Origin of the sequence: Candidatus Solirubrobacter pratensis (assembly GCF_000425945.1) — a bacterium.
GTDB classification, from domain to species: Bacteria; Actinomycetota; Thermoleophilia; order Solirubrobacterales; family Solirubrobacteraceae; genus Solirubrobacter; species Solirubrobacter pratensis.
In genome coordinates this window covers 93,583-113,486 of the sequence record NZ_KE384482.1, presented here as the reverse complement: position 1 = coordinate 113,486, position 19,904 = coordinate 93,583, and the positions used below count along the sequence as shown (strand labels likewise).

Sequence of the window (19,904 nt, the reverse complement as noted above, 5' to 3'; positions counted from 1 at the left end):
TAGAACGAGAAGACCGACTGCTCCGGGGTCCGGCCGGAGTAGCTGCCGGCCGGGAGCGCCGCTGTCTGCGTGCCCAGGGCCTCTCGGGACGCCGTCCACGTCGTGGGGTTCGTCGTGCAGGCGAACGCGGTCCCGTCGTCGTAGCTGACGTCCTCGCGGTAGGTGCCGGACACCAGCGTCCCCTGGAAGTGCCCGCTGAACGTGTACGTGAAGTGTGCCGGCGCCCCCGCCAAGACGCCGGTCTGCGTCGTGGTCGCGGTGAACGACCCGTCGGGGGCGATTGCGATGTCGGCGATGCCGATGTGGTCGTAGAACGTCTTGCTCGGCGTGCAGCCGAGGTAGGTGGGGACGGTGACGTCCTGCAGGCGGGTGCCGTCGTTCGAGACGTAGAACGAGAAGACGGCCTGCTGCGGGGTCCGGCCGGAGTAGCTCCCGGGCGCGTGGGCGCCCGTGGGCGTCGGGGTGGGTGTCGGAGTGGCTGGGGGTGCGGGTGTCGGTGTCGGCGTGGGCGTCGGGAACCCGCCGAACGGCGGGCACGGCGAGTAGGCCCGGGAGGCGGTCGCGCTGCGGCCGTCCTTCGCCCTGGCGGTGATCGAGAGTCCGAACCGCTTGCTGGGGAGGCCCGTGAGCTTCAACGGGCCGGGGAGCGCGGTGCGCGCGAACGTCCTGAAGCGCTTCCCGTCGATCTTGATCGTCACGCCGGTCCACTTCACGCGCGCGACCTTGCGCACTCGCAGCATGAGCCTGGCCCTGCTCACGCACTGCTGTGCCGGCGGGAGCACGAACGCCACCGCCGGCGAGATCGGCCGCGGCCTGCGCTCCGGCCTGGCGCTCGAGCCCGGCGCCACCACCGCCGCCAGCACGACGGCGACGCCCACGACTTTTGCCAGCCGGACCAACCGTATGCGCGACACAGCGACGCCTCCGTTCGCGGCCCCCGGCGCTCGCCCGGGCTGGCGCGACTCTAACCAGTGTCAGACCGCGGACCAACGCGTCGAAAGTTCAGTGTGTCCTCTGGCAAAGCACCACGCTCGCGCTGAGCGCTACCCGCGCGTGCAGAAAGGAGTGCGAGTCGGGTAGGACCCCGGCGTGGAGCTCTCTTCGCGGCGCGCACGGGCCAGTGTGCTGTTCGTCGCCGGGGTTCTCGCTTTCTCCGACGTTGCTGCCCTGGCAATGGCCGGCTTCGTCGCGACGGTCGCGATGCTCTTGATCGTCGGCATCGTCGAGCGGCGTTTGTATGCGGTCTCGTGGGCCGCGATTCTCGTGGCGAGCGCCTTCGCGGCGGACGTCCTGTGGCAGATCGACTGGGAGCCCTTCAACCGCTCGGAGGATTACGAGGCGATTCCTCAGACGCCCTTTGTGTTGATCGCGCTTCCGGTGCCGATGGCCGTGATCGCGCTCGGCGTGGGGACCGGAGCGCTTTGGCGTCGCGTCCGATCAGAGCCCCGAGGATCCTGAATCTCCGGAATTCGCCACGCACCCGGTGCGCATCCGACGACCGGGCGCGCGCTGCTGCAGTGCGCGTACGTGCCGATGATCGACCTCCTCGCCTACCTGCAGTCCAACGGGTTCACGAGCTACATCGCCTCGGGGGCGACCGAGACTTCATGCGCCCGGTCACCGACGAGGTCTACGGCATCCCCAGCGAGCGGGTGATCGGCAGCTCGAACGCCCTGCGCTGGAGCGACGACGACGACGGCGGGACGGTGCGCTAGCAGGCGTCGCCCGACGTCTTCGACGACGGACCGGTCAAGCCGGCGCGGATCTGGAGCCGCATCGGACGGCGCCCGATCCTCGCCGCCGGCAACTCCAACGGCGACGTCCCGATGCTGCGCTACGCCGGGGGACCGTCTCGGCCCGCGCTGCGACTGCTCGTGCTGCACGATGACGACGACCGCGAGTTCGCCTACACCGACGGCGCCGAGCAGGCGCTCGAACAGGCCGCGGCGCATGGCTGGACCGTGACGAGCATCAAGCGCGACTGGGCGACGGTGTTTGCCGGCGACCCCACATCCCACGGGGCGGCGCCCGCAGCGGCAGCGCGCTCCGGTTAGTGCGCGGACCGCGGGAGAACAGGCGATCGCCCGCGCCGGTTGCGGGAACCGTCTCGGGCGTGGCTGAGCCGTGGAGCCCACCCCTGCACCTGCGCGCCTACGTGCGTCCCTACGCAGGCTGGGCGGCGTGCTCATATTGCTGATGTCTCGGTCTGGCGCGTCCTCCACCCACCCACTAAGCGGCTCCTCATGCGCTTGCGCGACCGCGCACGTCGACGTGCCGGCCGCGCTGCTTCGCCTTCCGCCGGTTGAGAACGGCAGCCGCCGACGCGCGGTCCACCCATCCGTGTGCCTCGAAGGAGCAGCGCGGCTGCGTCGTCCCGGCTCGTCAGCGCGCTGCTAGATGCGCTCGCGGGCCGCCGCGGCGATCCCACGCAGGACGTCGGTGAAGTCGTCGGCGATGTCGGCGTCGATCAGCGTCCGCATGTCGCGCAGGACGATCTCGCCGGCTTCGCCGCGGCCGATCACGGCAAGCCGCAGCGGGATGTCGACCGCCGCGGCCAGGTCGCGGGCCAGCAGGCGGGCGCCCGCCGCCGGGTTGCCGAAGATCAGCGTCCAGGCCGGGAGGCGGGTTGCCCGGCGGCCGCCATGTCATGCCCGTGGTCGACGACGGCGTATTCGGTGATCCGGCGCTCGCGCAACACATCGCGTAGTGCGGCCAGAACAGCCGCGGGCGGTGCGTGCACCGGCAGCCGGGCGTACATGCGCTGACGATACTCCGGCCATCATCGGCTCATGCAGGGATCAGGTCGACGCTCCGGCTCGCTTGTCGCTGATCCCGCTGGCTGGAGGGCGGCCAGAAGGCGATCGAAGCCGCACAGGAGCGCCAAGCTGCGGCGCTACGGCCATTCCCTCGACTACACCCTGCTGCCCGGGCGCTCGGACGAGTTCCCCGCGGGCTGAAGCGCTCGACCTCAACAACCATCTCGCCGTGGTCAATGCGATCTACAGGTGCGCTGCATGTCCCACATGGCGGCTGGTGTCCCGGAACCCGGCCCGCGACGTCGAGCTCCCCCCGGGCGACGAGACGCGGCGGTTGCGGATTGCCGACCCCGCGGAGGCCGCGCAGCTGAGCGCCGCCCTCGATCTCGACGATGCGCTCGCCTATGCCCATCGACTTCGAGGGCCCGCTGATCCATGTGCGGGCATCCAAGAGCGAGGGGTCGCGTTGGGATCCTCAGCTCGCGGCCGGCCGAGCGGGCCGACCGCTTGGGCAGCGCACGATCGGTCGCGTCAGCGGGTCACGCTGCACGAGTGCCGCCACACGTACGCGTCGTACCTGATGGCGGCGGGCTATACGCTGCGCGAGGTCATGGAGTACCTCGGCCATTCCTCGCTCGCCGCGACCGAGCGCTACGTCAAGCTGCTGCCGCAGCCCGAGGAGCGCCGATCGCCTCAACGACTACGTGGCGCGCGCAGCCGGCCGGGCCGGCTGGTGAGGACGAGGACGTGGTGGCGGTGCTTACCGTCGTCCGCCCCGTCGACCACGCCGTTGACGGCGGTTCGTCGCGGTCGTCGAGCGTCCCCGCATGACCCCAAGATCGGGCGCTACGCCGTAGATTCCATGCTGTAGCTCTCATCTAGGGCCGGTAGCTCAGTGGTTAGAGCAGCGGACTCATAATCCGTCGCGCGCAGGTTCGAATCCTGCCCGGCCCATCGATATGAGCGGCGCCGCCGATCTCCGGCAGGCCGCGCCGCTCCGCGCTTTCCGCTGCATGGCGTGCGGTCGCGGATCGCCACGATTCGCCGCTCTTCGTCAGGGTTGGTCGGGCTGAGAGTCGCACGGGAGTCACTGAGCAGGCCGGGAGCCACAGCGAAGGAGTCACGCACCGCGCGCCCCTCGACCTCGCCCGTCGTGGGCGGCAGCTCTGCCTGCGCGCATCCTCGCGCGCGAAGCACTGAGCGAAGTCGAATGGAGGGCCGCATGACGATGGAGGCTGCCCGTATGCCTGAGCTGGCGGCGGCGGTGGGTGAGTTCGAGCCGTACCTGACCAAGCGGGAGGTCGCTGCGGCTCCCGCAGTCGTCGCGACCTGAGCGGCTCCGATGAGAACGCGCTGGTCGTGCAGTCTTACCGGCATGAGTTCATCCACCGCCGCTCCCGGGATCACTGGCGTCGACTTCGTCGCGCTGCCGGCGAAGGACATCGAGGCGTCACGGCGCTTTTACGGCACCATCCTCGGCTTGCCGTTCGTCAAGAACTACGGGGACATGCCGGCGACCGAGTACCAGGCGGGCAACCTCACGCTCGCGATCATGGAGCCGACCGCGTTCGGCCAAGAGTTCCGGCCGCTGGCGCTGCCCGTGGCGTTCCGCGTCGACGACGTCGCCGCTGTGCGCGAGCGCCTGGAGGAGCAGGGCGTGAAGTTCGTATCCGAGACGTTCGACAGCGGCGTCTGCCACCAAGCGATCTTCCTCGACCCCGCGGGCAACGCGCTCGACCTGCATCACCGTTACGCGCCGGGCGGCGGGCTGGGCGACGCCTGATCGCGATAGCAGGCAAGAGTCGAGGGGCGGCGCCGATCCACGCGAGGTCGCGCCGCTCCACGGTTCGCCGCGCCGAGCTTCACGCGGGAGCCGCGCCGCGCGCGCATCGGGTCAGACGATGAAGACCGGCGCATGGAGCGGCACGCGGCGATAGAGCTGCTTGACGTCGGCGACCGACATGCGGATGCAGCCGTGCGACGCGGCCGTCCCCAGGGATTGGACGTCGTCGGTCCCGTGGATGCCCTCGCCGTCGTGGAAGCCCATCCAGCGAGCCTTGAGCGGGTTGTCCGGTGAGCCGGAAGGGATGATGCGACCCGCGAGCGATCCGGCCCATGGCTCGCGCGGGACGTTCCATGGCGGGTCGATGGCCTTGGTCTGGATCTCGTAGCGCCCCGCCGCGGTCTCGAGTCCGATTCGCCCCACGGCGATCCGGTAGGTCTTGACCAGGTGCAGATGCCGGTACAGGCGAAGCTGCTTGCGCGGCCGGTTGACCCCGACGAGCCATGCGTAGCGGTGACGAAGGTCGCGCAGGGTCACGCGCGGCCGGCGCGTGATCATGGTGGGGACCTCGACGGCGGTGCGCGGACCGGCGGAGCCGAGCTTGATCGCGATCGCCCGTGTCAGTGCCTGTTGGCGTACGGCGACGCCGTCGCGGGCGGGCGTCCGCCGTAGCCCGCGGCGTGTGAAGGCCACGTCGGCCTGCCGAGCGGGGTGGTCGATCCGGTGCGCGATGTGCCGTGCAAAAGTCGCGACCGCCGCGGGCGAGTAGGCGACGCGCATCGGCTCGTGGATCGGCGCGAGCCCGCCGAGCAGCTTCCGGATGCCGCGCGTGAACGCGTCGCCGCGGCGGCTGCGCTCGAGCGCGCCGGCGACCATTGCATCGACGTCGACCCGCACGCGGCTTACCTGCGGAGTGAGGAGGAACGTCCGGCGTCCATAGTGCACCCGCACCGGTCGCTGCAGCGCGGGGCCGAGACGTCGCAGCAGCGCGGCGCGTGCCTCAGCCGCGGTCATGCCGCCCAGGTCGGCACCTGCCGCGCTCGTGTCCTCGGCGATGCGATCGCGGCCTGAGGCGCCGTACGCGACGACTGCCGCCAGCGCCAGCGCGATCACGGCGAGCGCCGCGACCACCACGCTCACGAGCGAGCGCTTGCTCAGATGCGCATGGCGAGGCACGACAAGTCCGGCTGTTGCTCCTGCTCTGAAGGGGTGTACCCAGCGAAGCCGGACCACGTGTACCGGTTCCCGGCATCCGTCGGCCTGCGGACGGCAGGCGCCTGACACCGTCCTGCCGTCCACGGGTGACTGGACATCGGCGTCCATTTACGGCCGGCGAGTGCTCTACGCTGGCGCGACGATGTCCGTCGAAGTCCGCCACCCGCGCCTGCGCGCCGACGCCCGTGCGAACCGCGACGCGATCGTCGCGGCCGCCGCCCGGCTGTACGCCGAACACGGGCCCGACGTGCCGTTCGCCGACATCGCCAAGGCCGCCGGCGTCGGCCGTACGACGCTCGCCCGCCGCTTTCCGACCCGTGACGCGCTGCGGCTGGCGGTGCTCGAGCAGCTGATCGAGGCGCTGGAGGAGCTCGCCGCCGGGCTTCCCGACGAGCCCGATGCCTTCGTGACCCTGGTCGACGGCGCGCTCGCGCTGCTCGCCGAGCGCGCCTCGCTGGTGGACCTCCTGCGCTCGGCCGGCGACATCCCAGCGGGGGGCGAGCCGCTGGTCGAGCGATCCAACGCCGTCATCGCCGGGCCGCTGCGACGCGCGCAGGAGGCGGGTCTCGTCGCGCCCGACCTCGAGCCCGACGACGTCCGCCTGGTCTGGACCATGGTCAGCACGGCCGTCCGCGCCGACCGGCGGCCGGGCATCCGCGAGCGGGCGAACCGGCTGGCGCGCGCGGCGATCGGGCTCCCGCGCGGCCCTGGCAGCTAGTGCGGCTGGAACAGCTCGACCGGGTTGCCTGACGGGTCGTCCGCGATCACCTGGTCGCCGCCGCGCCCGCGGACGATGTCGCTGCGCAGCGTCACGCCGGCGGCGCTCAGGCGGTCGACCTCGGCGTCGAGGTCCTCGACCTCCAGCTGGAAGCGACTCCACCCGCCCGGCTCCGGCACGCGCCCGTCGGGCAGCGTCTGCCCGCGGCCCCCCTGCGGATTGGGAGCGCTCAGAAGCAGCCGCAGATCGCCGCGCGCGAGCATGGCGAACGGCGGTGCCGGGCGCATCACGACCTCGAAGCCGAGCTGGTCGCGGTAGAAGGCGATCGCGCTGTCGACGTCGTCGAGGATGTAGCGGACGCTGACTGACATCGGCGATGTGTACCACTCGCGTATCAAGACGGGGTGGTTGCGGCTCTTACCGCCACCATGACGGATTTCCCGACGTTCCGGCTGGTCTCGCCGAACATGCGCAGCGGGCGGATCGCGAGCTTCCAGCGGTTGCTCAATCACCGCTTCCAGCAGTGGGAGGTCGATCGCCGCGTCACCGTCGACGGCGAGTACGGCCCTCACACGCGCGACGCGGTGCGCGAGGTCATGTTCGGGCTCGGGATCGCGCAGGCCGAGCTCGAGCACGGCGTCACGCCGGCGCTGCGGCTGAAGATCCGCAACCCTCAGCGCCGCTCGCGGACCGAGCTCAAGCGCGCCGCGGGCCGCGCGGACTGGCGCAGGCGACTGCGCCGCCTGCACGAGGGCCACGGATCCGCCGCCGCGATCGCCTACGCGCGCAAGCACGCGGGCATGACCGAGAGCCCGCCCGGCTCCAACCGCGGGCCGGCGATCGACCAGTGGAACCGGCTCTGCGGCGTGCCGCCGGGGCCGGCCGCGTACTGGTGCGGGACGGCGTGCAACGCGTTCCTGATGGCGGCCGGGTTCCCGGCCCAGCCGTGGCTGAAGTACTGCCCGGACATCGAGTCCAACGCCAAGAAGGGCTTCGGCGGCTGGTCGTGGCACAGCGAGCCGAGGCCCGGCGACCTCGTGCTCTACGGCAGCGGCAATGCCCAGCATGTCGGCCTCGTCGAGGGCATGAGCGGCGGGGTGCTCGTCACCTACGAGGGCAACACGTCGTCCGGCACGTCCGGGAGCCAGAGCAACGGCGGGGGATGCTTCCACCGCCGGCGCGACCCGCACGCGCCGGGATTCCCGGCCCGCGGCTACGCGCGACCGCCCTACGACCGAGCGAGGACCACGCCATGAAGCGCGCCGCCTTCGACATCGACAACAAGGTGCTCGCCGGCGTGATCGTCGGCGCCGTCACCTACGCCGCGACCAAGCTGGCGATCCCGATCGACTCCGAGGCCGAGCAGGCGATCAACGTCGGCGCCGCGCTGCTCGCGGCGTACTTCGTCCCCAGCAGCGCGCCGGCCGAGTTGACCGGCGAGGGCGACGAGGGCGACGACGTGCCCGATCCGCCGACGAGCGCGGAGGTCGCGGCCGTGCGCAGCGAGCTCGCGACCGCCACGCCCGCTCTCGAGCTGCCCGACTGGGCTGCGACGACCGCCAACGGGGACCACGGCGGCACCGCCACGATCGCGCTTCCCGCGGCCGTGACCGCGTTCGGCGATGCGGAGGTCGACGAGCTCTCCACGTACGGCGAGGTGAACCGGACGGGCCTCACGGAGGCCGACGTCGCCGACGAGCTCGCGTCCGGACCGCTGGACGACATCGACGAGTAGGAGAGCCCTCCATGGCCGCCATCACCCGCCCGCGCGACGAGGAGCTGATCGACCGGCTCGGGCGCATGGGCCTGAAGTACCCCCGCACGACGGTCGAGGAGGCGCGCCGCGTCGGGCTTCCGCTGTCCTACGCGCTCGCCTTCCTCGAGAAGGAGAGCTCGGGACGAGACTCCGCCGGTGCGGCCTTCGGGCTCAACCAGTTCGGCTCGGACCCCGTGCCGAACCCGATCAAGGGCGGCTTGGTGACGCCCGCGCGCTACGCCGAGTACAAGCGCAACCGCAAGCTCGGCCGCGGCATGCAGGGCGTGGGGCCGTGCCAGCTCACCTGGTACGCGCTGCAGGACATGGCCGACGACATGGGCGGCTGCCACAAGCCGCGCTTGAACATGCGCGTCGGCTTCGCGCAGGCCAAGGGCCTGATCCGCCGCTACGGCAAGCACGAGGGCGCGCGGCGCTGGAACGGCGGCGGGCGCGCCGCGGAGCGCTACGCCGCGGACTGGCTGGCCAGGCAGCAGCGCTGGCACGATCGGCTCTCGTAAGCGCCCAGCCCGTATGGTGCGGGCTGTACCTCGCGGCACCCGCGCGGCCTGATCGGTCGGGTATCGCTGCGCATAACGACCTGGCCACGAAAAGGTAGGAAGATGTGCCAGACCGTCGAATCGCGGCATGAAAGGTTCCCGCGAGGTGGACGCCCCGAATGACATCCGGCTCATCGACCTGGCGAAGCACTACGGCGAGGTGCGCGCCGTCGACGGCGTCAGCCTCGAGATCGCGCAGGGCGAGTTCTTCACGCTGCTGGGGCCGAGCGGCTCCGGCAAGACGACGACGCTGCGCCTGATCGCCGGCTTCGAGCTGCCCGACGCGGGCTGCGTCGAGCTCGCCGGCCGCGACGTCAGCCGCGCGCCCGCGTACACGCGCGACGTCAACACGGTGTTTCAGGACTACGCCCTCTTCCCGCACATGACGGTCCAGCAGAACGTCGAGTACGGGCTGCGGATCAAGGGCGTGGCGAAAGGCGAGCGGCGCGCGCGGGCCCAGGAGGCGCTCGAGATGGTCCGGCTGCCCGGCGCCGGCGCGCGCAGGCCGTCCCAGCTCTCGGGCGGCCAGCGCCAGCGCGTCGCGCTCGCCCGCGCGATCGTCAATCGCCCGCGCGTGCTGCTGCTCGACGAGCCGCTCGGCGCGCTCGACCTCAAGCTGCGGCTCGAGATGCAGTCCGAGCTCAAGCGCATCCAGACCGAGGTCGGGATCACGTTCGTCTATGTCACGCACGATCAGGAGGAGGCGCTGACGATGAGCGACCGCCTGGCCGTGTTCGACCAGGGCGCGGTCGTGCAGGTCGGGGCTCCCGCGGAGGTCTACGAGCACCCGGCGACCGCGTTCGTCGCCGGCTTCGTCGGCACGTCGAACCTGCTGGAGCGCGACGGCCGCCGCTTCACGGTGCGCCCGGAGAAGATCCGCATCCTGGCCGGCGAGCCGGCGGACGGGCTCCACGTGGAGCGCGGCCGGGTCAAGGACGTCAGCTACGCCGGCCCGCTCACGCGCTACGTCGTGGCGCTCGACGCGGGCGGCGAGCTGCAGGTCGTGGCGCAGAACCTCGAGACGACCTCGGCCGAGGCGCTCGAGGACCGGGGGCGCGAAGTCAGCGTGGCATGGCGGCCGGAGCACACCTCCGCGATCGCCGGGAAGGAGGAAGTGTCATGAGGTTCATCTGGGCGCTGCTCGTGGTGAGCGCGGCGGTGGTCGTCGGATGCGGTGGCGGCGGCGAGTCGTCCGGCGGCGGGGGGCAGGTGAAGCCACCGAGCAAGATCAAGCCGCTCGCCAAGCTCGGCCCCGGCGAGGGGAAGCTGAACATCATCGCCTGGGCGGGCTACGCCGAGGACGGCTCGACCGACCCGAAGGTCGACTGGGTCACCCCGTTCGAGCAGAAGACGGGCTGCCAGGTCGACGTCAAGATCGGCAACACCAGCGACGAGATGGTCACGCTGATGCGGACCGGCCGCTACGACGGCGTCTCGGCCTCGGGCGACGCGACGCTGCGGCTGATCGCCGGCGGCGACGTCGCGCCGGTCAACACCGCGCTCGTCCCGAACTACAAGGACGTCTATCCCGGCCTGAAGAACCAGCCGTTCAACTCCGTCGACGGGCAGATGTACGGCATCCCGCACGGCCGCGGCGCGAACATCCTGATGTGGCGCTCCGACAAGGTCAGGACGCCGCTGGACTCGTGGAGCGCGGTGTTCGACAAGGCCTTGCCCTACAAGGGCAAGGTGACCGCCTACGACAGCCCGATCTACATCGCGGACGCCGCGCTGTACCTGAAGGCGACCCGGCCGGAGCTCAAGATCGACAACCCGTACGAGCTCGACCAGAAGCAGTTCGACGCCTCCGTGCAGCTGCTCAAGCAGCAGCGCGCGAACATCGGCGAGTACTGGTCGGACTACACGAAGGAGCAGCAGGCGTTCGCCAACGGCGACTCGACCGTCGGCACGACCTGGCAGGTAATCGCGAACCTGCTCGACGGCGACAAGGTGCCGGTCAAGACGACGCTGCCCAAGGAGGGCGCGACCGGGTGGTCGGACACCTGGATGATCTCCTCGAAGGCCAAGCACCCGAACTGCATGTACATGTGGATGGACTGGATCATCTCCCCGAAGGCCAACGCCCAGGTGGCGGAATGGTTCGGCGAGGCGCCGTCGAACGCGAAGGCCTGCGCCGAGACCCAGAACAAGGACCACTGCAAGATCTTCCACGCCGACGACCAGGCCTACTTCGACAAGGTCTCGTTCTGGACGACGCCGCGCAAGGCGTGCGGTGACGACCGCGGGGCGGTCTGCAAGGACTACTCGGACTGGGTCCAGGCTTGGACGGAGATCAAGGGCTGATCGCGCGCCACCGCGGGCTGCAGGCGAGCCTCTTGCTCGCCGGCCCGCTGGCGTGGCTCGTCGTCGCCTACCTCGGCTCGCTCGCGGTCCTCTTCATCGCGGCGTTCTGGTCGCTGGACGACTTCAGCGGCCAGGTCGTCCACACCTACGGGCTCGACAACTTCCGCACGATCTTCGAGGGCCGCGTCTACCGCGAGATCGTGCTGCGCACGGTCGGCGTGGCCGCGGCGGTGACGGTGACCGACGCGATCCTCGCGTTCCCGATCGCGTTCTTCATGGCCAAGTTCGCGACGCCGCGCACGCGCGCGCTGCTCGCGGTGGCCGTGCTGATGCCCCTGTGGGCCAGCTATCTCGTGAAGGTGTACGCGTGGCGGACGATCCTCAACGAGGACGGGATCCTCAACTGGGCGCTGGCGCCGCTCGGGATCCACGGGCCGGGCTACGGGCTGGTCGCGACCTGGCTCGTGTTCAGCTACCTCTGGCTGCCGTACATGATCTTGCCGCTCTATGCCGGGCTGGAGCGGATCCCGGCATCGCTGCTGGACGCGTCCGAGGACCTGGGCGGCAAGCCGGGCATGACGTTCCGGCGCGTCGTGCTCCCGCTCGCGTTGCCGGCCCTCGTCGCCGGCTCGATCTTCACGTTCTCGCTCACGCTCGGCGACTACATCACGCCGCAGCTCGTGAGCTCCAAGCAGTTCATCGGCAACGTCGTCTATGCCAACGTCGGCGTCGCCAACAACCTGCCGCTGGCCGCCGCGTTCGCGACCGTGCCGGTCGTCGTGATGCTGCTCTATCTCCTGGCCGCGCGGCGGCTCGGCGCGTTCGAGGAGCTGTGATGCGCTCGGCGCTGCGCGTCGCCACCGGGCTCACGCTCGCGTTCCTCTATGCGCCGCTGCTCGTGATCCTGGTGTACGCGTTCAACGCGCGCCGGACCGCGACCTGGCCGCCGCCCGGCTTCACGCTGACCTGGTGGGACCGCGCGTTCCACAACGACGGCGTGCGGCACGCGCTGTGGACCTCGATCCAGGCCGGCCTCGGCGCCACCGCGATCGCGCTCGTGCTCGGCACGCTGGCGGCGTTCGCCGTCGCCCGCTACCGCTTCTTCGGGCGCGAGAGCGTCTCGTTCCTCGTCGTGCTGCCGATCGCGCTGCCCGGCATCGTCACGGGCATGGCGCTCAACTCGACCTTCACGCAGGTGCTCGGCGTTGACCTGACGCTGTTCACGATCGTCGTCGGGCACGCGACGTTCTGCGTCGTCGTCGTCTACAACAACGTGATCGCGCGCCTGCGGCGGCTCGGCGCGTCGCTGGAGGAGGCGTCGGCCGACCTCGGCGCGCGGCCGGCCCAGACGTTCCGGCTCGTGACCTTCCCGCAGCTGCGCTCGGCGCTGATCGCCGGCGCGCTGCTCGCGTTCGCGCTCAGCTTCGACGAGGTGATCGTGACGACGTTCACCGCCGGCGACCGCGAGACGCTGCCGATCTGGATCCTCACCAACCTCTCGCGCCCGAACCAGCTGCCGGTCGTCAACGTCGTCGGCGTCGTCGTGATCCTGCTCTCGATCCTGCCGGTCTACTTCGCGCAGCGCATCGCCTCGGAGTCGGTCAGCGCCGCGCCGCGATGACCAGCCGCGAGGTGGGCTCGAACGGACGGGCGTCGAACCCGCCGTAGGCCTTGGCCTCGGCGAAGCCGGCGCGCTCGAGCATCGCGAGCAGCTCGGTCGCGCTATAGACGCGCACCGACCACGTGCGCGACTCGCGCCGGCCGGCGCCGTCGATCAGCGTCTGCGTCGTCTGCGAGACGCCCGCGGCGGCGTCGAACGTGCGCTGCTCGAGCAGCAGACGGCCCTCGCCCATCAGCCGCCAGTCGCTGTCGGAGAAGCGCAGCACCAGCAGATCGCGGTGGTGGGTCTCGATCACGAGCCGGCCTCCAGGGCGCAGGACGCGGCGGATCTCGGCGAGCACGCGGGTGTCCTGCTCGTCGCCCAGGTAACCCAGCGACGTGAAGAGGTTCACGGCGCCGTCGAAGCTCTCGTCGCGGAACGGCAGCTCGCGGTAGTCGGCCTTGGTGAACTTCGGCCAGCGCCCGGCGCCGGCGCGGCGGCGCGCCTCGTCAAGCAGCACCCCCGAGCGATCGACCCCGGTGACGCGGTAGCCGGCCTTGGCGAGCGGGACGCAGTGGCGCCCGAAGCCGCACGGGACGTCGAGCAGGTCGCCGGTCTCGTCGACGCCGGTCAGCCGCACCGCCGCGAGCGCCTGCGCCTCGGCCTCCTCGCGGCGCTCGTCGTCGGCGTACGCGCGCAGGTAGAAGTCGCTGAAGAACGCGTCCCATGTCTCCGGCGAGCTCGGACCCGGCACGCGGCGAGTCTAAGGTCTGCGGCCATGCGGATCCTCGTGACCGGAAGCTCGGGCCATCTCGGCGAGGCCCTGCGGCGCGTGCTGCCCGATGCCGTCGGCCTGGACGTGCTGCCGTCGCCGTACACGGACGTCGTCGGGTCGGTCGCCGATCGCGCGGTCGTCGCCCGCGCGCTCGAGGGCGCCGACGCCGTGATCCACGCGGCGACGCTGCACAAGCCGCACGTCGGCAGCCACTCGCGCCAGGCGTTCGTCGACACCAACGTGACCGGGACGCTGGCGCTGCTCGAGGGCGCCGTCGAGGCGGGCGTGTCGCGCTTCGTGTTCACCAGCACGACGAGCGCGTTCGGCCGCGCGCTGACGCCGCCGCCGGGCGCGCCGGCCGCATGGATCACCGAGCACGTCGCGCCCGTCCCGCGCAACATCTACGGCGTCACCAAGACGGCGGCGGAGCAGCTGTGCGAGCTGTTCCACAACGACCACGGCCTCCCGATCGTAATCCTGCGGACGTCGCGCTTCTTCCCCGAGGCCGACGACCGCGACGACGTGCGCGCGGCATACGAGGACGCGAACCTGAAGGTCAACGAGCTGCTGTACCGCCGCGCCGACCTCGAGGACGTGGTCGGCGCGCACCTGCTCGCGCTGGAGCGCGCGCCCGCCCTCGGGTTCGGCCGCTACATCGTCAGCGCGACGACGCCCTTCACGCGCGCTGACCTCGCCGAGCTGCACGTCGACGCCCCTGCCGTGGTGCGGCGCCGCGTCCCGGCGTTCGAGGACGTCTACGCCGCGCGCGGGTGGCGCATGTTCGGCGCGATCGAGCGCGTGTACGTCAACGAGCGCGCGCGGCTCGAGCTCGGGTGGACGCCGCGCTACGACTTCGGCTACGCGCTCGAGCGGCTGGCCGCCGGCGAGGAGTGGCGCAGCGAGCTGGCGCTGACCGTCGGCGCCAAGGGCTACCACGCGGAGCCGACCGGGCCCTACACGGTGCGGTGAGGCCGCCCGACGGCGGCTTGGAAGACCGCGGGGTCGGTGACGCCCTCGGTCAGGATCAGCAGGGCGGTCGCGTCCTCGGGCAGTGGAAGCGACGCGCGATGCGCGCGCAGGCCGCCGACCACGCCACCTGAGGTGGCGCCGCGGTCGAGGCCTTCGGAGGCCAGCCGCCGCATGCCCCAGTCGACGTGCGCGTCGTCGATCGCGCAGAACGCGTCGTAGGCGGCGGCGAGCAGCGGCCAGGCCGCGGGGGAGGGCTCGGCGCAGTTGAGTCCGGCCATCGTCGAGCGCATCGGGCCCGGCACCGTCGTCAGCCGGCCGGACCGCGCGGACTCGAGCGCGCACGCCGCGTCGGCCGGCTCGAGCCCGAGCAGGAACGGCCCGTCGCCGGGGCCGGCGCGGAAGTGGCGTGCGGCGGCCGCCGCCAGCGAGCCGACGCCGATCGGCACGACGACGAGGTCGACCGGGACGTCGATCTCGGCGAACATCGTCGCGTAGCCCTCGACGACGCGCGCGGGGATCTCCTCGTAGCCGGGCCACGACGTGTCGGAGATCACGAGCACGTCGCCGGCCGCCAGCCTCGCCGCGTGCGCGACCGCGTCCTCGTAGCCGCCGTCGATCCGCTCGACGTGGGCGCCCTCCTGCGCGATCGCGGCAGCGCGGGCGGGCGAGGTGTGGGCCGGGATGACGATGTGCGCGCGGGCGCCCAGGAGCTTGGCCGCACGCGCGACCGCGCGGCCGTGGTTGCCCTCGGTCGCGGCGGCGAGCGTGAGCGTCGCGGGATCCCGTCCCGCGAGCGCCCAGTGCGCCGCCCAGAACGCACCGAGCGCCTTGAACGCCGGCAACCCGAAGCGCGAGCTCTCGTCCTTGAGCAGGACGCGCCCGAGGCCCAGCTCCGCCGCGAGCGAGGGGAGGTCGTGCAGCGGCGTCGGCGCGTAGCCCGGCAGCGACTCGTGCAGCTCGCGCGCCTGCGCCTCGAGGCCGGACTCGGGCCGCCACGCCGGATCGCGCAGCGGATTGACCAGGTAGCTCACGCTCACACTCTGGCACCGGCGGCGTCGCGCGGCCGAGCGCCGGTCGCGCCCGTACGCCGGCTCCGAGCGGGAATACCGGGGGGATGGCAGTGCCGGCGTACGGGCGTAGGGCGATTGTGAGCCCGCCGCGGCCCGGCGCGCCTCCCCGAAAGGTGTAGTTCTGCGCGGGTCCGTCACTCGGCGAACTTCGAGCCGAGGATCATGTCGCAGAAGTTCGGGCGCACGTAGCCCGGCAGCGTGCGCTCGAGCACGTCGGCCTTGACGTTGCCGAACGCGGTCTCCGGCTTGTCCGCGAGACCGGCGCCGAAGGCCTCGATGATGCGGTGCTTGAAGTCGACGCGCGGCAGCGCGGCGACGATCTCCTCGCGCTGCGCGCCGGGGATGTCGTCGTAGCCGATGCCGAGCACGTCGAGCTCGACGCCGGCGGTGACGAGCGCGACCTCCGGCTCCTTGTGCTGCGGGATGCCAGGGGTCGTGTGCAGTGCGATCGCGTCCCAGACGATGCGGATCGGCTCCTCCGGCACGCCGTGCCGGCGCAGGAACTCGCGCGCGGCGTTGGCGCCGTCGACTTCGAAGCGGTCGTGCGCGCTGCGATGGCCCTCGACGAGGCCGACGTCGTGGAACATCGCGGCGATGTAGAGCAGCTCGGGGTCATAGCGCAGGCCGAGCCGCTCACCCTGCAGCGTGCCGAACGCGAATACGCGCAGGGAGTGGTCGAAGAGGAGATCGGGCTCGATCTCGCGGACGAGCTGCGTGACCTCGCCCGCGAGGGCGCTGTCGGGGATGGCGATGCCGGCGATCGTGGTGCGTGTGGACATGCTCCGAGTGTCCGATCAGGCCGAGCGGCTCGCAAGGACGTGTAGGCCTCGGATCCGGACGACTACGCTCGCGGCATGCGCACCGTGGCCCTGCTCGCCTACGACGGGGTGCAACTGCTCGACCTCGCCGGCCCGATCGAGGTGTTCGACGCGGCCACCGAGCGCGGCGGCGACTACCGGCTGCTCCTGGCCTCGCCCGGCGGCCGCGACGTGCGCGCGGGCCGCACGCGGGTCGGCGCCGACGGGTCGCTCTCCCGGCTCCCCGCGCGGCTGGACACGCTGATCGTCCCGGGGGCGCCCGCCTGGCGCGACGTGATCGCCGACCGCGCGCTCGTGCAGGCGGTCGCCGGCGCCGCGCGCCGCAGCCGGCGCGTCGCCTCGGTGTGCGCGGGCGCCTTCCTGCTCGCCGCCGCCGGGCTGCTCGACGGCCGCCGCGCGGCGACGCACTGGGAGCTGGCGGATGACCTCGCGCGCGAGTTCCCGGCCGTCGAAGTCGACGCCGACGCGATCTTCGTCGCCGACGGCGGCGTGTACACGTCGGCGGGCATCACGGCGGGCATCGACCTCTGCCTCGCGCTCGTCGAGGCCGACCACGGCGCGGAGCTGGCGCGTGAGGTGGCGCGCCACCTCGTCGTCTTCATGCAGCGCCCCGGCGGGCAGGCCCAGTTCTCGGCGCGGCTCGCGGCGCCCCTGACGGCGAACCCGACGCTGCGGCGCGTGCTCGACGGCGTCGCCGCGCAGCCCGCCGGCGACCATTCGCTCCCGGCGCTGAGCGAGCGCGCGGGCTTCAGCGTGCGCCACCTCACGCGGGTGTTCCGGCGCGAGGTCGGCCTCACGCCCGGCCGCTATGTCGAGCGGGTGCGCGTCGAGGCGGCGAAGGCCCGGCTGCAGCAGGGCGACGAGTCGCTGGCCGCCGTCGCGCGCGCCGTGGGATTCGGCTCCGAGGAGACGATGCGGCGCGCGTTCCGGCGCGAGGCGGTCACGACGCCCGCCGACTACCGCGACCGCTTCCGTACGACCGGCGTATGAGCGCCCGCGCCTACGCGGGCGCCGCGACCGCGAGCTCGATGGAGCGCCCCTCCTTCGCGCTGCGGCGGATCGCGTCGATCACCGTCAGGGCCGCGATCGCGTCGCGCGGGTCCACGGGCACTGGCCCCTCGCCGCGCACGGCGGCCGCGAATGCCGGGTAGTAGGTGTCCCAGCGCCCGCGCTCACTGCGCACCGGCTCGCTGTCGTCGCCGCGCTGCAGGCGGCCCCAGCGCTCCTCGGGCTCCGTGCCCCAGGCGTCGCCCTCGGCCGCCGGCGTGCGGCCCGCGATCAGCGCCGGCTCCTGGATGTCCATCCCGTACACGACATAAGCGCCCTTGCTGCCGCGCACGCGAAAGCGCGGCGCGGGGGAGCCCTGGACCCAGTCGCCGCTGAGGTGCGTCGTCATCCCGCCCGCGTGATTGAGGACCGCGAAGAGGCGCTCGTCGTGCGCCCCGACCTCGCCGTAGACCGAGGCGACCGGTCCCCAGAGCAGCAGCGCCTGATCGACCAGGTGGCTGCCGAAGTCGCGCAGGATCCCGGCGCCGGACGCGGGCACCGGATCGAGCGAGTAGCGCTCGAAGGCCGACTCGAAAACGGTCACGTCGCCCAGCTCGCCTTCGTCGAGCAGGCGCCGCACGGTCAGCAGGTCAGAGTCCCAGCGGCGGTTCTGGTAGACGCTGAGGACGATGCCGGCCCGCCCGGCGGCCTCGACCGCCTCGCGCGCCTGCGCGGCGTCGAGGGCGAAGGGCTTGTCGCACACGACCGCCAGGCCGAGCTCGATCGCCTCGAGCACGAGCGGGATGTGCGTGTCGGCCGGGGTGGAGATCGCGACCGCGTCGGCGCCCGCGGCGGCGAGGCCGGCGAGGCTGTCGAAGGCGGGCACGCCGGGATGGTCGGCGGCCAGCTCGGCGCGTCGCTCCGGCGAGCGGGTGACCACCCCGGCCAGCTCGGCGCCGGCGGCGGACGCGATCAGCGGGGCGTGGAAGATGCGCCCGCCGAAGCCGTAGCCGGCGAGTCCGATGCGCGTCATGGTCATGGCGCCCGATCCTGACAAAGAACACCCGCCAGTTCGCGTTCCGCCCCCGCCGGCTCCGCCGCAGACACCACGAGCGGGACGGGGCGCCGCGGCGCGCCGCTGACCCGCAGCGGCTGCGGGAGCGAGTACGCGCCGTTGGCCAGGTGGCCCGGCTCGCTCACCGACAGCGTCGCGTCCGCCGCGGTGGACGTCACGCGCGCCGTCGTCTGCGCCGTCCGGCGAACTGCGCGGGTAAGGGATGCGGGTCTTCCTCGCGCGGCGCCCTGACGGTCACGGTGCCGCAACGCGCGCCGCCGGATTCAGACACTGCCGAAATCCCAGGATCCGGGAACTTCTTGTGCGTTCGCGACGCGCGTGGGATGAGTTCGCGGCCCGACCCGCACGGAGGGCCGGCGACCAGGAGGGACGCATGGCCACTCGGCTGAGGGCGATCGCGCCGCTGACCATCTCGATCGGCGTGCTGGCGTTCGTCGCCTCGGAGATCGCGCTGAACTTCACCTTCCACTGGGTGACGGTCCAGGACGGTGTGTTCGGGAAGTACGGGCTGCCGGAGGGAATCCACCTCGTGCTGCCCGCGCTATTCGTCGCCTGGGGGCTCTACTTCATGCTCGGCGCCGACAACGCCGCGCTCGGCAAGACGGTGATCGCCGCCCTCACCGGCGCGGTCTTCGCCGGCATCGCGATGTTCTTCGGCCCGCTGTTCGCCGAGTCCCCGCACTTCTGGGGGCTCGCCCTGTGGATCGGGATCACCGCGCTGGGCCTCGTCGTGCTCTCGACCGTCGTCGAGGACGATCGCTTCGCGCCCGCACCCGCCTTCTGCTGCTACGCGTCGGTGTTCTTCTGGTGGATCGCCACCGGGCTGGACCGGTTCGTCCCCGGCGGCAAGGGGCCGCATACGGCCGAGGCGATCGTCGCGGCGATCACCAACAAGCCGCTGGCCGCGGGCACGGGCGCGTTCGGCGGCCTGCTCTCCATGTCGTGGATCTGGGTCGCGATCAGCGTGTTCGTCTCGCTCGTGTGCGGCGCGCTGCTCGGCGTCCTGTCCGTCAAGCTCGCGGGCGTGCTGGGCAAGCTCGGCGCGAGGCGGCGCGGCCCCGAGGGCAACGTGGCGGTGGGCACCTGAGGATCCCTCGACGCGCCGTCGCTGCCCCCGGCCGGCGGCTCAGTCGTCGTGCCCGCCGTGGTGACCGCCGCCGCCTGAGCGCTCGACCGCGACGGCGACCCAGCGGCCGTCGGCGCGCTTGACGGTCACCTCGACGTTGCGCCGGCCCGCGCGCAGGCCGGCGAAGCCGGCGATGCGCTCGAAGCGCGTACTCGCGACGACCTGCACGCGGACGGTCCCGCGCTCGCTGTCGCGCAGGCGGAAGCTGCGGTCGCCGCGGTCGACGGAGACGACGGTGCCCTCGTATTGACGCGTCGCCGCCGAGGCGGCCGGCGCGGTGACCGCGAGCGCGGCGAGGGTGCTGACGGCGAGCTTGGTGATGAGCTTCATGGCATCAGCATCCCCGGCACTGCTGCAACGGCGCGCGAAATCCAGGCAAAGACTTGGCCAAATGC

25 protein-coding genes, 1 tRNA gene and 1 pseudogene are annotated in these 19,904 nt (G+C 72.1%); 16 read left to right on the top strand and 11 right to left on the bottom strand.

The features are described 5' to 3' along the window. Positions 1-914, bottom strand: a 914-nt coding sequence (locus H958_RS48035; protein ID WP_231379426.1) for a hypothetical protein, incomplete at its 3' end; no start/stop codon positions are given. Between the two features lie 175 nt (positions 915-1,089). On the opposite strand from H958_RS48035, the gene H958_RS0133450 reads away from it, so the two are divergent. Further along, entirely contained in the window at positions 1,090-1,458 is a 369-nt protein-coding gene (locus tag H958_RS0133450) for a hypothetical protein (RefSeq protein WP_156028475.1), read from the top strand. A gap of 27 nt (positions 1,459-1,485) precedes the next feature. Next, positions 1,486-2,054: pseudogene (locus H958_RS49305) on the top strand (haloacid dehalogenase-like hydrolase); the annotation flags it as partial. A 339-nt stretch (positions 2,055-2,393) separates the two neighbouring features. Here H958_RS49305 and H958_RS48840 read toward each other — a convergent pair. Together H958_RS48840 and H958_RS48030 are read right to left on the bottom strand one after the other, a co-directional pair. Continuing rightward, positions 2,394-2,522 (bottom strand): hypothetical protein, encoded by a 129-nt coding sequence (locus H958_RS48840; protein ID WP_255325484.1) that lies wholly within the window; start codon positions 2,520-2,522, stop codon positions 2,394-2,396. Positions 2,523-2,602: 80 nt separating this feature from the next. Further along, positions 2,603-2,758, bottom strand: a complete 156-nt coding sequence (locus tag H958_RS48030; protein ID WP_196807700.1) for a hypothetical protein — start codon at positions 2,756-2,758, stop codon at positions 2,603-2,605. Between H958_RS48030 and H958_RS49300 the strand changes: the two genes are divergently transcribed. From H958_RS49300 to H958_RS0133410, 3 genes are all read left to right on the top strand, one after another. After that, the gene (locus tag H958_RS49300) at positions 2,707-3,627 is read left to right on the top strand and encodes a site-specific integrase (RefSeq protein WP_081686548.1); all 921 of its coding nucleotides are present in this window, start codon (positions 2,707-2,709) and stop codon (positions 3,625-3,627) included. The genes H958_RS48030 and H958_RS49300 overlap by 52 nt on opposite strands. Positions 3,628-3,637: 10 nt before the next feature. After that, positions 3,638-3,710, top strand: a tRNA-Ile gene (locus H958_RS0133420). Between the two features lie 421 nt (positions 3,711-4,131). Then, on the top strand, positions 4,132-4,539 hold the full coding sequence (locus H958_RS0133410; protein ID WP_037412704.1) for a VOC family protein: 408 nt from the start codon (positions 4,132-4,134) through the stop codon (positions 4,537-4,539). 111 nt (positions 4,540-4,650) lie between these two features. Here H958_RS0133410 and H958_RS44625 read toward each other — a convergent pair whose 3' ends face one another. Beyond that, positions 4,651-5,679, bottom strand: coding sequence for a L,D-transpeptidase family protein (locus H958_RS44625; RefSeq protein WP_051325178.1), 1,029 nt, complete (start codon positions 5,677-5,679; stop codon positions 4,651-4,653). A gap of 217 nt (positions 5,680-5,896) precedes the next feature. Between H958_RS44625 and H958_RS48020 the strand changes: the two genes are divergently transcribed. Continuing rightward, on the top strand, positions 5,897-6,472 hold the full coding sequence (locus H958_RS48020; RefSeq protein WP_196807697.1) for a TetR/AcrR family transcriptional regulator: 576 nt from the start codon (positions 5,897-5,899) through the stop codon (positions 6,470-6,472). Here H958_RS48020 and H958_RS0133395 read toward each other — a convergent pair. Then, the gene (locus H958_RS0133395; RefSeq protein WP_028061835.1) at positions 6,469-6,843 is read right to left on the bottom strand and encodes a VOC family protein; all 375 of its coding nucleotides are present in this window, start codon (positions 6,841-6,843) and stop codon (positions 6,469-6,471) included. The two genes, H958_RS48020 and H958_RS0133395, sit on opposite strands and share 4 nt — an antisense overlap. Positions 6,844-6,900: 57 nt before the next feature. Here H958_RS0133395 and H958_RS44620 point away from each other — a divergent pair, with 57 nt between their 5' ends. The 7 genes from H958_RS44620 (at position 6,901) to H958_RS0133360 (ending at position 12,710) form a co-directional block, all read left to right on the top strand. Beyond that, positions 6,901-7,728, top strand: a complete 828-nt coding sequence (locus tag H958_RS44620; RefSeq protein WP_028061834.1) for a CHAP domain-containing protein — start codon at positions 6,901-6,903, stop codon at positions 7,726-7,728. Then, entirely contained in the window at positions 7,725-8,207 is a 483-nt protein-coding gene (locus tag H958_RS0133385; protein ID WP_028061833.1) for a hypothetical protein, read from the top strand. Before H958_RS44620 ends, H958_RS0133385 begins: the two co-directional genes overlap by 4 nt. 11 nt (positions 8,208-8,218) lie before the next feature. Next, the gene (locus H958_RS0133380) at positions 8,219-8,746 is read left to right on the top strand and encodes a hypothetical protein (RefSeq protein WP_028061832.1); all 528 of its coding nucleotides are present in this window, start codon (positions 8,219-8,221) and stop codon (positions 8,744-8,746) included. Positions 8,747-8,873: 127 nt separating this feature from the next. After that, positions 8,874-9,908 carry an ABC transporter ATP-binding protein gene (locus H958_RS42320; RefSeq protein ID WP_037412701.1) on the top strand — a complete coding sequence of 345 codons (1,035 nt, stop codon included), beginning with the start codon at positions 8,874-8,876 and terminating at the stop codon, positions 9,906-9,908. After that, positions 9,905-11,089, top strand: a complete 1,185-nt coding sequence (locus H958_RS0133370) for an ABC transporter substrate-binding protein (RefSeq protein WP_037412698.1) — start codon at positions 9,905-9,907, stop codon at positions 11,087-11,089. Before H958_RS42320 ends, H958_RS0133370 begins: the two co-directional genes overlap by 4 nt. Beyond that, the gene (locus H958_RS0133365; protein WP_051325176.1) at positions 11,068-11,925 is read left to right on the top strand and encodes an ABC transporter permease; all 858 of its coding nucleotides are present in this window, start codon (positions 11,068-11,070) and stop codon (positions 11,923-11,925) included. The genes H958_RS0133370 and H958_RS0133365 overlap by 22 nt, the downstream gene beginning before the upstream one ends. Then, positions 11,925-12,710 (top strand): ABC transporter permease, encoded by a 786-nt coding sequence (locus H958_RS0133360; RefSeq protein WP_028061829.1) that lies wholly within the window; start codon positions 11,925-11,927, stop codon positions 12,708-12,710. Before H958_RS0133365 ends, H958_RS0133360 begins: the two co-directional genes overlap by 1 nt. On the opposite strand, the gene H958_RS0133355 is transcribed toward H958_RS0133360, so the two are convergent. After that, positions 12,691-13,443: a class I SAM-dependent methyltransferase gene (locus H958_RS0133355; protein ID WP_028061828.1), complete on the bottom strand. Its 753-nt coding sequence runs from the start codon at positions 13,441-13,443 to the stop codon at positions 12,691-12,693. The genes H958_RS0133360 and H958_RS0133355 overlap by 20 nt on opposite strands. Positions 13,444-13,467: 24 nt before the next feature. Here H958_RS0133355 and H958_RS0133350 point away from each other — a divergent pair, with 24 nt between their 5' ends. Continuing rightward, positions 13,468-14,433 carry an NAD-dependent epimerase/dehydratase family protein gene (locus H958_RS0133350; protein ID WP_028061827.1) on the top strand — a complete coding sequence of 322 codons (966 nt, stop codon included), beginning with the start codon at positions 13,468-13,470 and terminating at the stop codon, positions 14,431-14,433. Here the strand turns inward: H958_RS0133350 and H958_RS42315 are convergent. Further along, positions 14,418-15,464, bottom strand: coding sequence for a pyridoxal-phosphate dependent enzyme (locus tag H958_RS42315; RefSeq protein ID WP_196807696.1), 1,047 nt, complete (start codon positions 15,462-15,464; stop codon positions 14,418-14,420). The two genes, H958_RS0133350 and H958_RS42315, sit on opposite strands and share 16 nt — an antisense overlap. Before the next feature lie 173 nt (positions 15,465-15,637). After that, positions 15,638-16,282, bottom strand: coding sequence for an HD domain-containing protein (locus tag H958_RS0133340; protein WP_028061826.1), 645 nt, complete (start codon positions 16,280-16,282; stop codon positions 15,638-15,640). Positions 16,283-16,357: 75 nt separating this feature from the next. Between H958_RS0133340 and H958_RS0133335 the strand changes: the two genes are divergently transcribed. Beyond that, positions 16,358-17,311, top strand: coding sequence for a GlxA family transcriptional regulator (locus tag H958_RS0133335; protein ID WP_196807695.1), 954 nt, complete (start codon positions 16,358-16,360; stop codon positions 17,309-17,311). A gap of 10 nt (positions 17,312-17,321) precedes the next feature. On the opposite strand, the gene H958_RS0133330 is transcribed toward H958_RS0133335, so the two are convergent. Together H958_RS0133330 and H958_RS0133325 are read right to left on the bottom strand one after the other, a co-directional pair. After that, positions 17,322-18,347, bottom strand: a complete 1,026-nt coding sequence (locus tag H958_RS0133330; RefSeq protein WP_028061824.1) for a Gfo/Idh/MocA family oxidoreductase — start codon at positions 18,345-18,347, stop codon at positions 17,322-17,324. Beyond that, the gene (locus H958_RS0133325; RefSeq protein WP_028061823.1) at positions 18,344-18,541 is read right to left on the bottom strand and encodes a hypothetical protein; all 198 of its coding nucleotides are present in this window, start codon (positions 18,539-18,541) and stop codon (positions 18,344-18,346) included. The genes H958_RS0133330 and H958_RS0133325 overlap by 4 nt, the downstream gene beginning before the upstream one ends. Positions 18,542-18,756: 215 nt before the next feature. On the opposite strand from H958_RS0133325, the gene H958_RS0133320 reads away from it, so the two are divergent. Then, positions 18,757-19,470: a DUF1097 family protein gene (locus tag H958_RS0133320; protein ID WP_028061822.1), complete on the top strand. Its 714-nt coding sequence runs from the start codon at positions 18,757-18,759 to the stop codon at positions 19,468-19,470. Positions 19,471-19,509: 39 nt separating this feature from the next. Here H958_RS0133320 and H958_RS0133315 read toward each other — a convergent pair whose 3' ends face one another. After that, complete coding sequence (locus H958_RS0133315; RefSeq protein ID WP_028061821.1) at positions 19,510-19,839, bottom strand: hypothetical protein; 330 nt, start codon at positions 19,837-19,839, stop codon at positions 19,510-19,512. Positions 19,840-19,904: the final 65 nt, after the last annotated feature.

What these genes read in the sequence shown, in the direction of transcription:
- H958_RS48020 (WP_196807697.1), top strand. Translation starts at nt 5,897, where the DNA reads ATGTCCGTCGAAGTCCGCCACCCGCGCCTGCGCGCCGACGCCCGTGCG.
- H958_RS48030 (WP_196807700.1), bottom strand. Translation starts at nt 2,758, where the DNA reads ATGTACGCCCGGCTGCCGGTGCACGCACCGCCCGCGGCTGTTCTGGCC.
- H958_RS0133385 (WP_028061833.1), top strand. Translation starts at nt 7,725, where the DNA reads ATGAAGCGCGCCGCCTTCGACATCGACAACAAGGTGCTCGCCGGCGTG.
- H958_RS0133330 (WP_028061824.1), bottom strand. Translation starts at nt 18,347, where the DNA reads ATGACCATGACGCGCATCGGACTCGCCGGCTACGGCTTCGGCGGGCGC.
- H958_RS42320 (WP_037412701.1), top strand. Translation starts at nt 8,874, where the DNA reads ATGAAAGGTTCCCGCGAGGTGGACGCCCCGAATGACATCCGGCTCATC.
- H958_RS0133340 (WP_028061826.1), bottom strand. Translation starts at nt 16,282, where the DNA reads ATGTCCACACGCACCACGATCGCCGGCATCGCCATCCCCGACAGCGCC.
- H958_RS0133360 (WP_028061829.1), top strand. Translation starts at nt 11,925, where the DNA reads ATGCGCTCGGCGCTGCGCGTCGCCACCGGGCTCACGCTCGCGTTCCTC.
- H958_RS0133380 (WP_028061832.1), top strand. Translation starts at nt 8,219, where the DNA reads ATGGCCGCCATCACCCGCCCGCGCGACGAGGAGCTGATCGACCGGCTC.
- H958_RS0133350 (WP_028061827.1), top strand. Translation starts at nt 13,468, where the DNA reads ATGCGGATCCTCGTGACCGGAAGCTCGGGCCATCTCGGCGAGGCCCTG.
- H958_RS0133370 (WP_037412698.1), top strand. Translation starts at nt 9,905, where the DNA reads ATGAGGTTCATCTGGGCGCTGCTCGTGGTGAGCGCGGCGGTGGTCGTC.
- H958_RS0133395 (WP_028061835.1), bottom strand. Translation starts at nt 6,843, where the DNA reads ATGTCAGTCAGCGTCCGCTACATCCTCGACGACGTCGACAGCGCGATC.
- H958_RS0133335 (WP_196807695.1), top strand. Translation starts at nt 16,358, where the DNA reads ATGCGCACCGTGGCCCTGCTCGCCTACGACGGGGTGCAACTGCTCGAC.
- H958_RS44620 (WP_028061834.1), top strand. Translation starts at nt 6,901, where the DNA reads ATGACGGATTTCCCGACGTTCCGGCTGGTCTCGCCGAACATGCGCAGC.
- H958_RS0133410 (WP_037412704.1), top strand. Translation starts at nt 4,132, where the DNA reads ATGAGTTCATCCACCGCCGCTCCCGGGATCACTGGCGTCGACTTCGTC.
- H958_RS0133315 (WP_028061821.1), bottom strand. Translation starts at nt 19,839, where the DNA reads ATGAAGCTCATCACCAAGCTCGCCGTCAGCACCCTCGCCGCGCTCGCG.
- H958_RS0133320 (WP_028061822.1), top strand. Translation starts at nt 18,757, where the DNA reads ATGGCCACTCGGCTGAGGGCGATCGCGCCGCTGACCATCTCGATCGGC.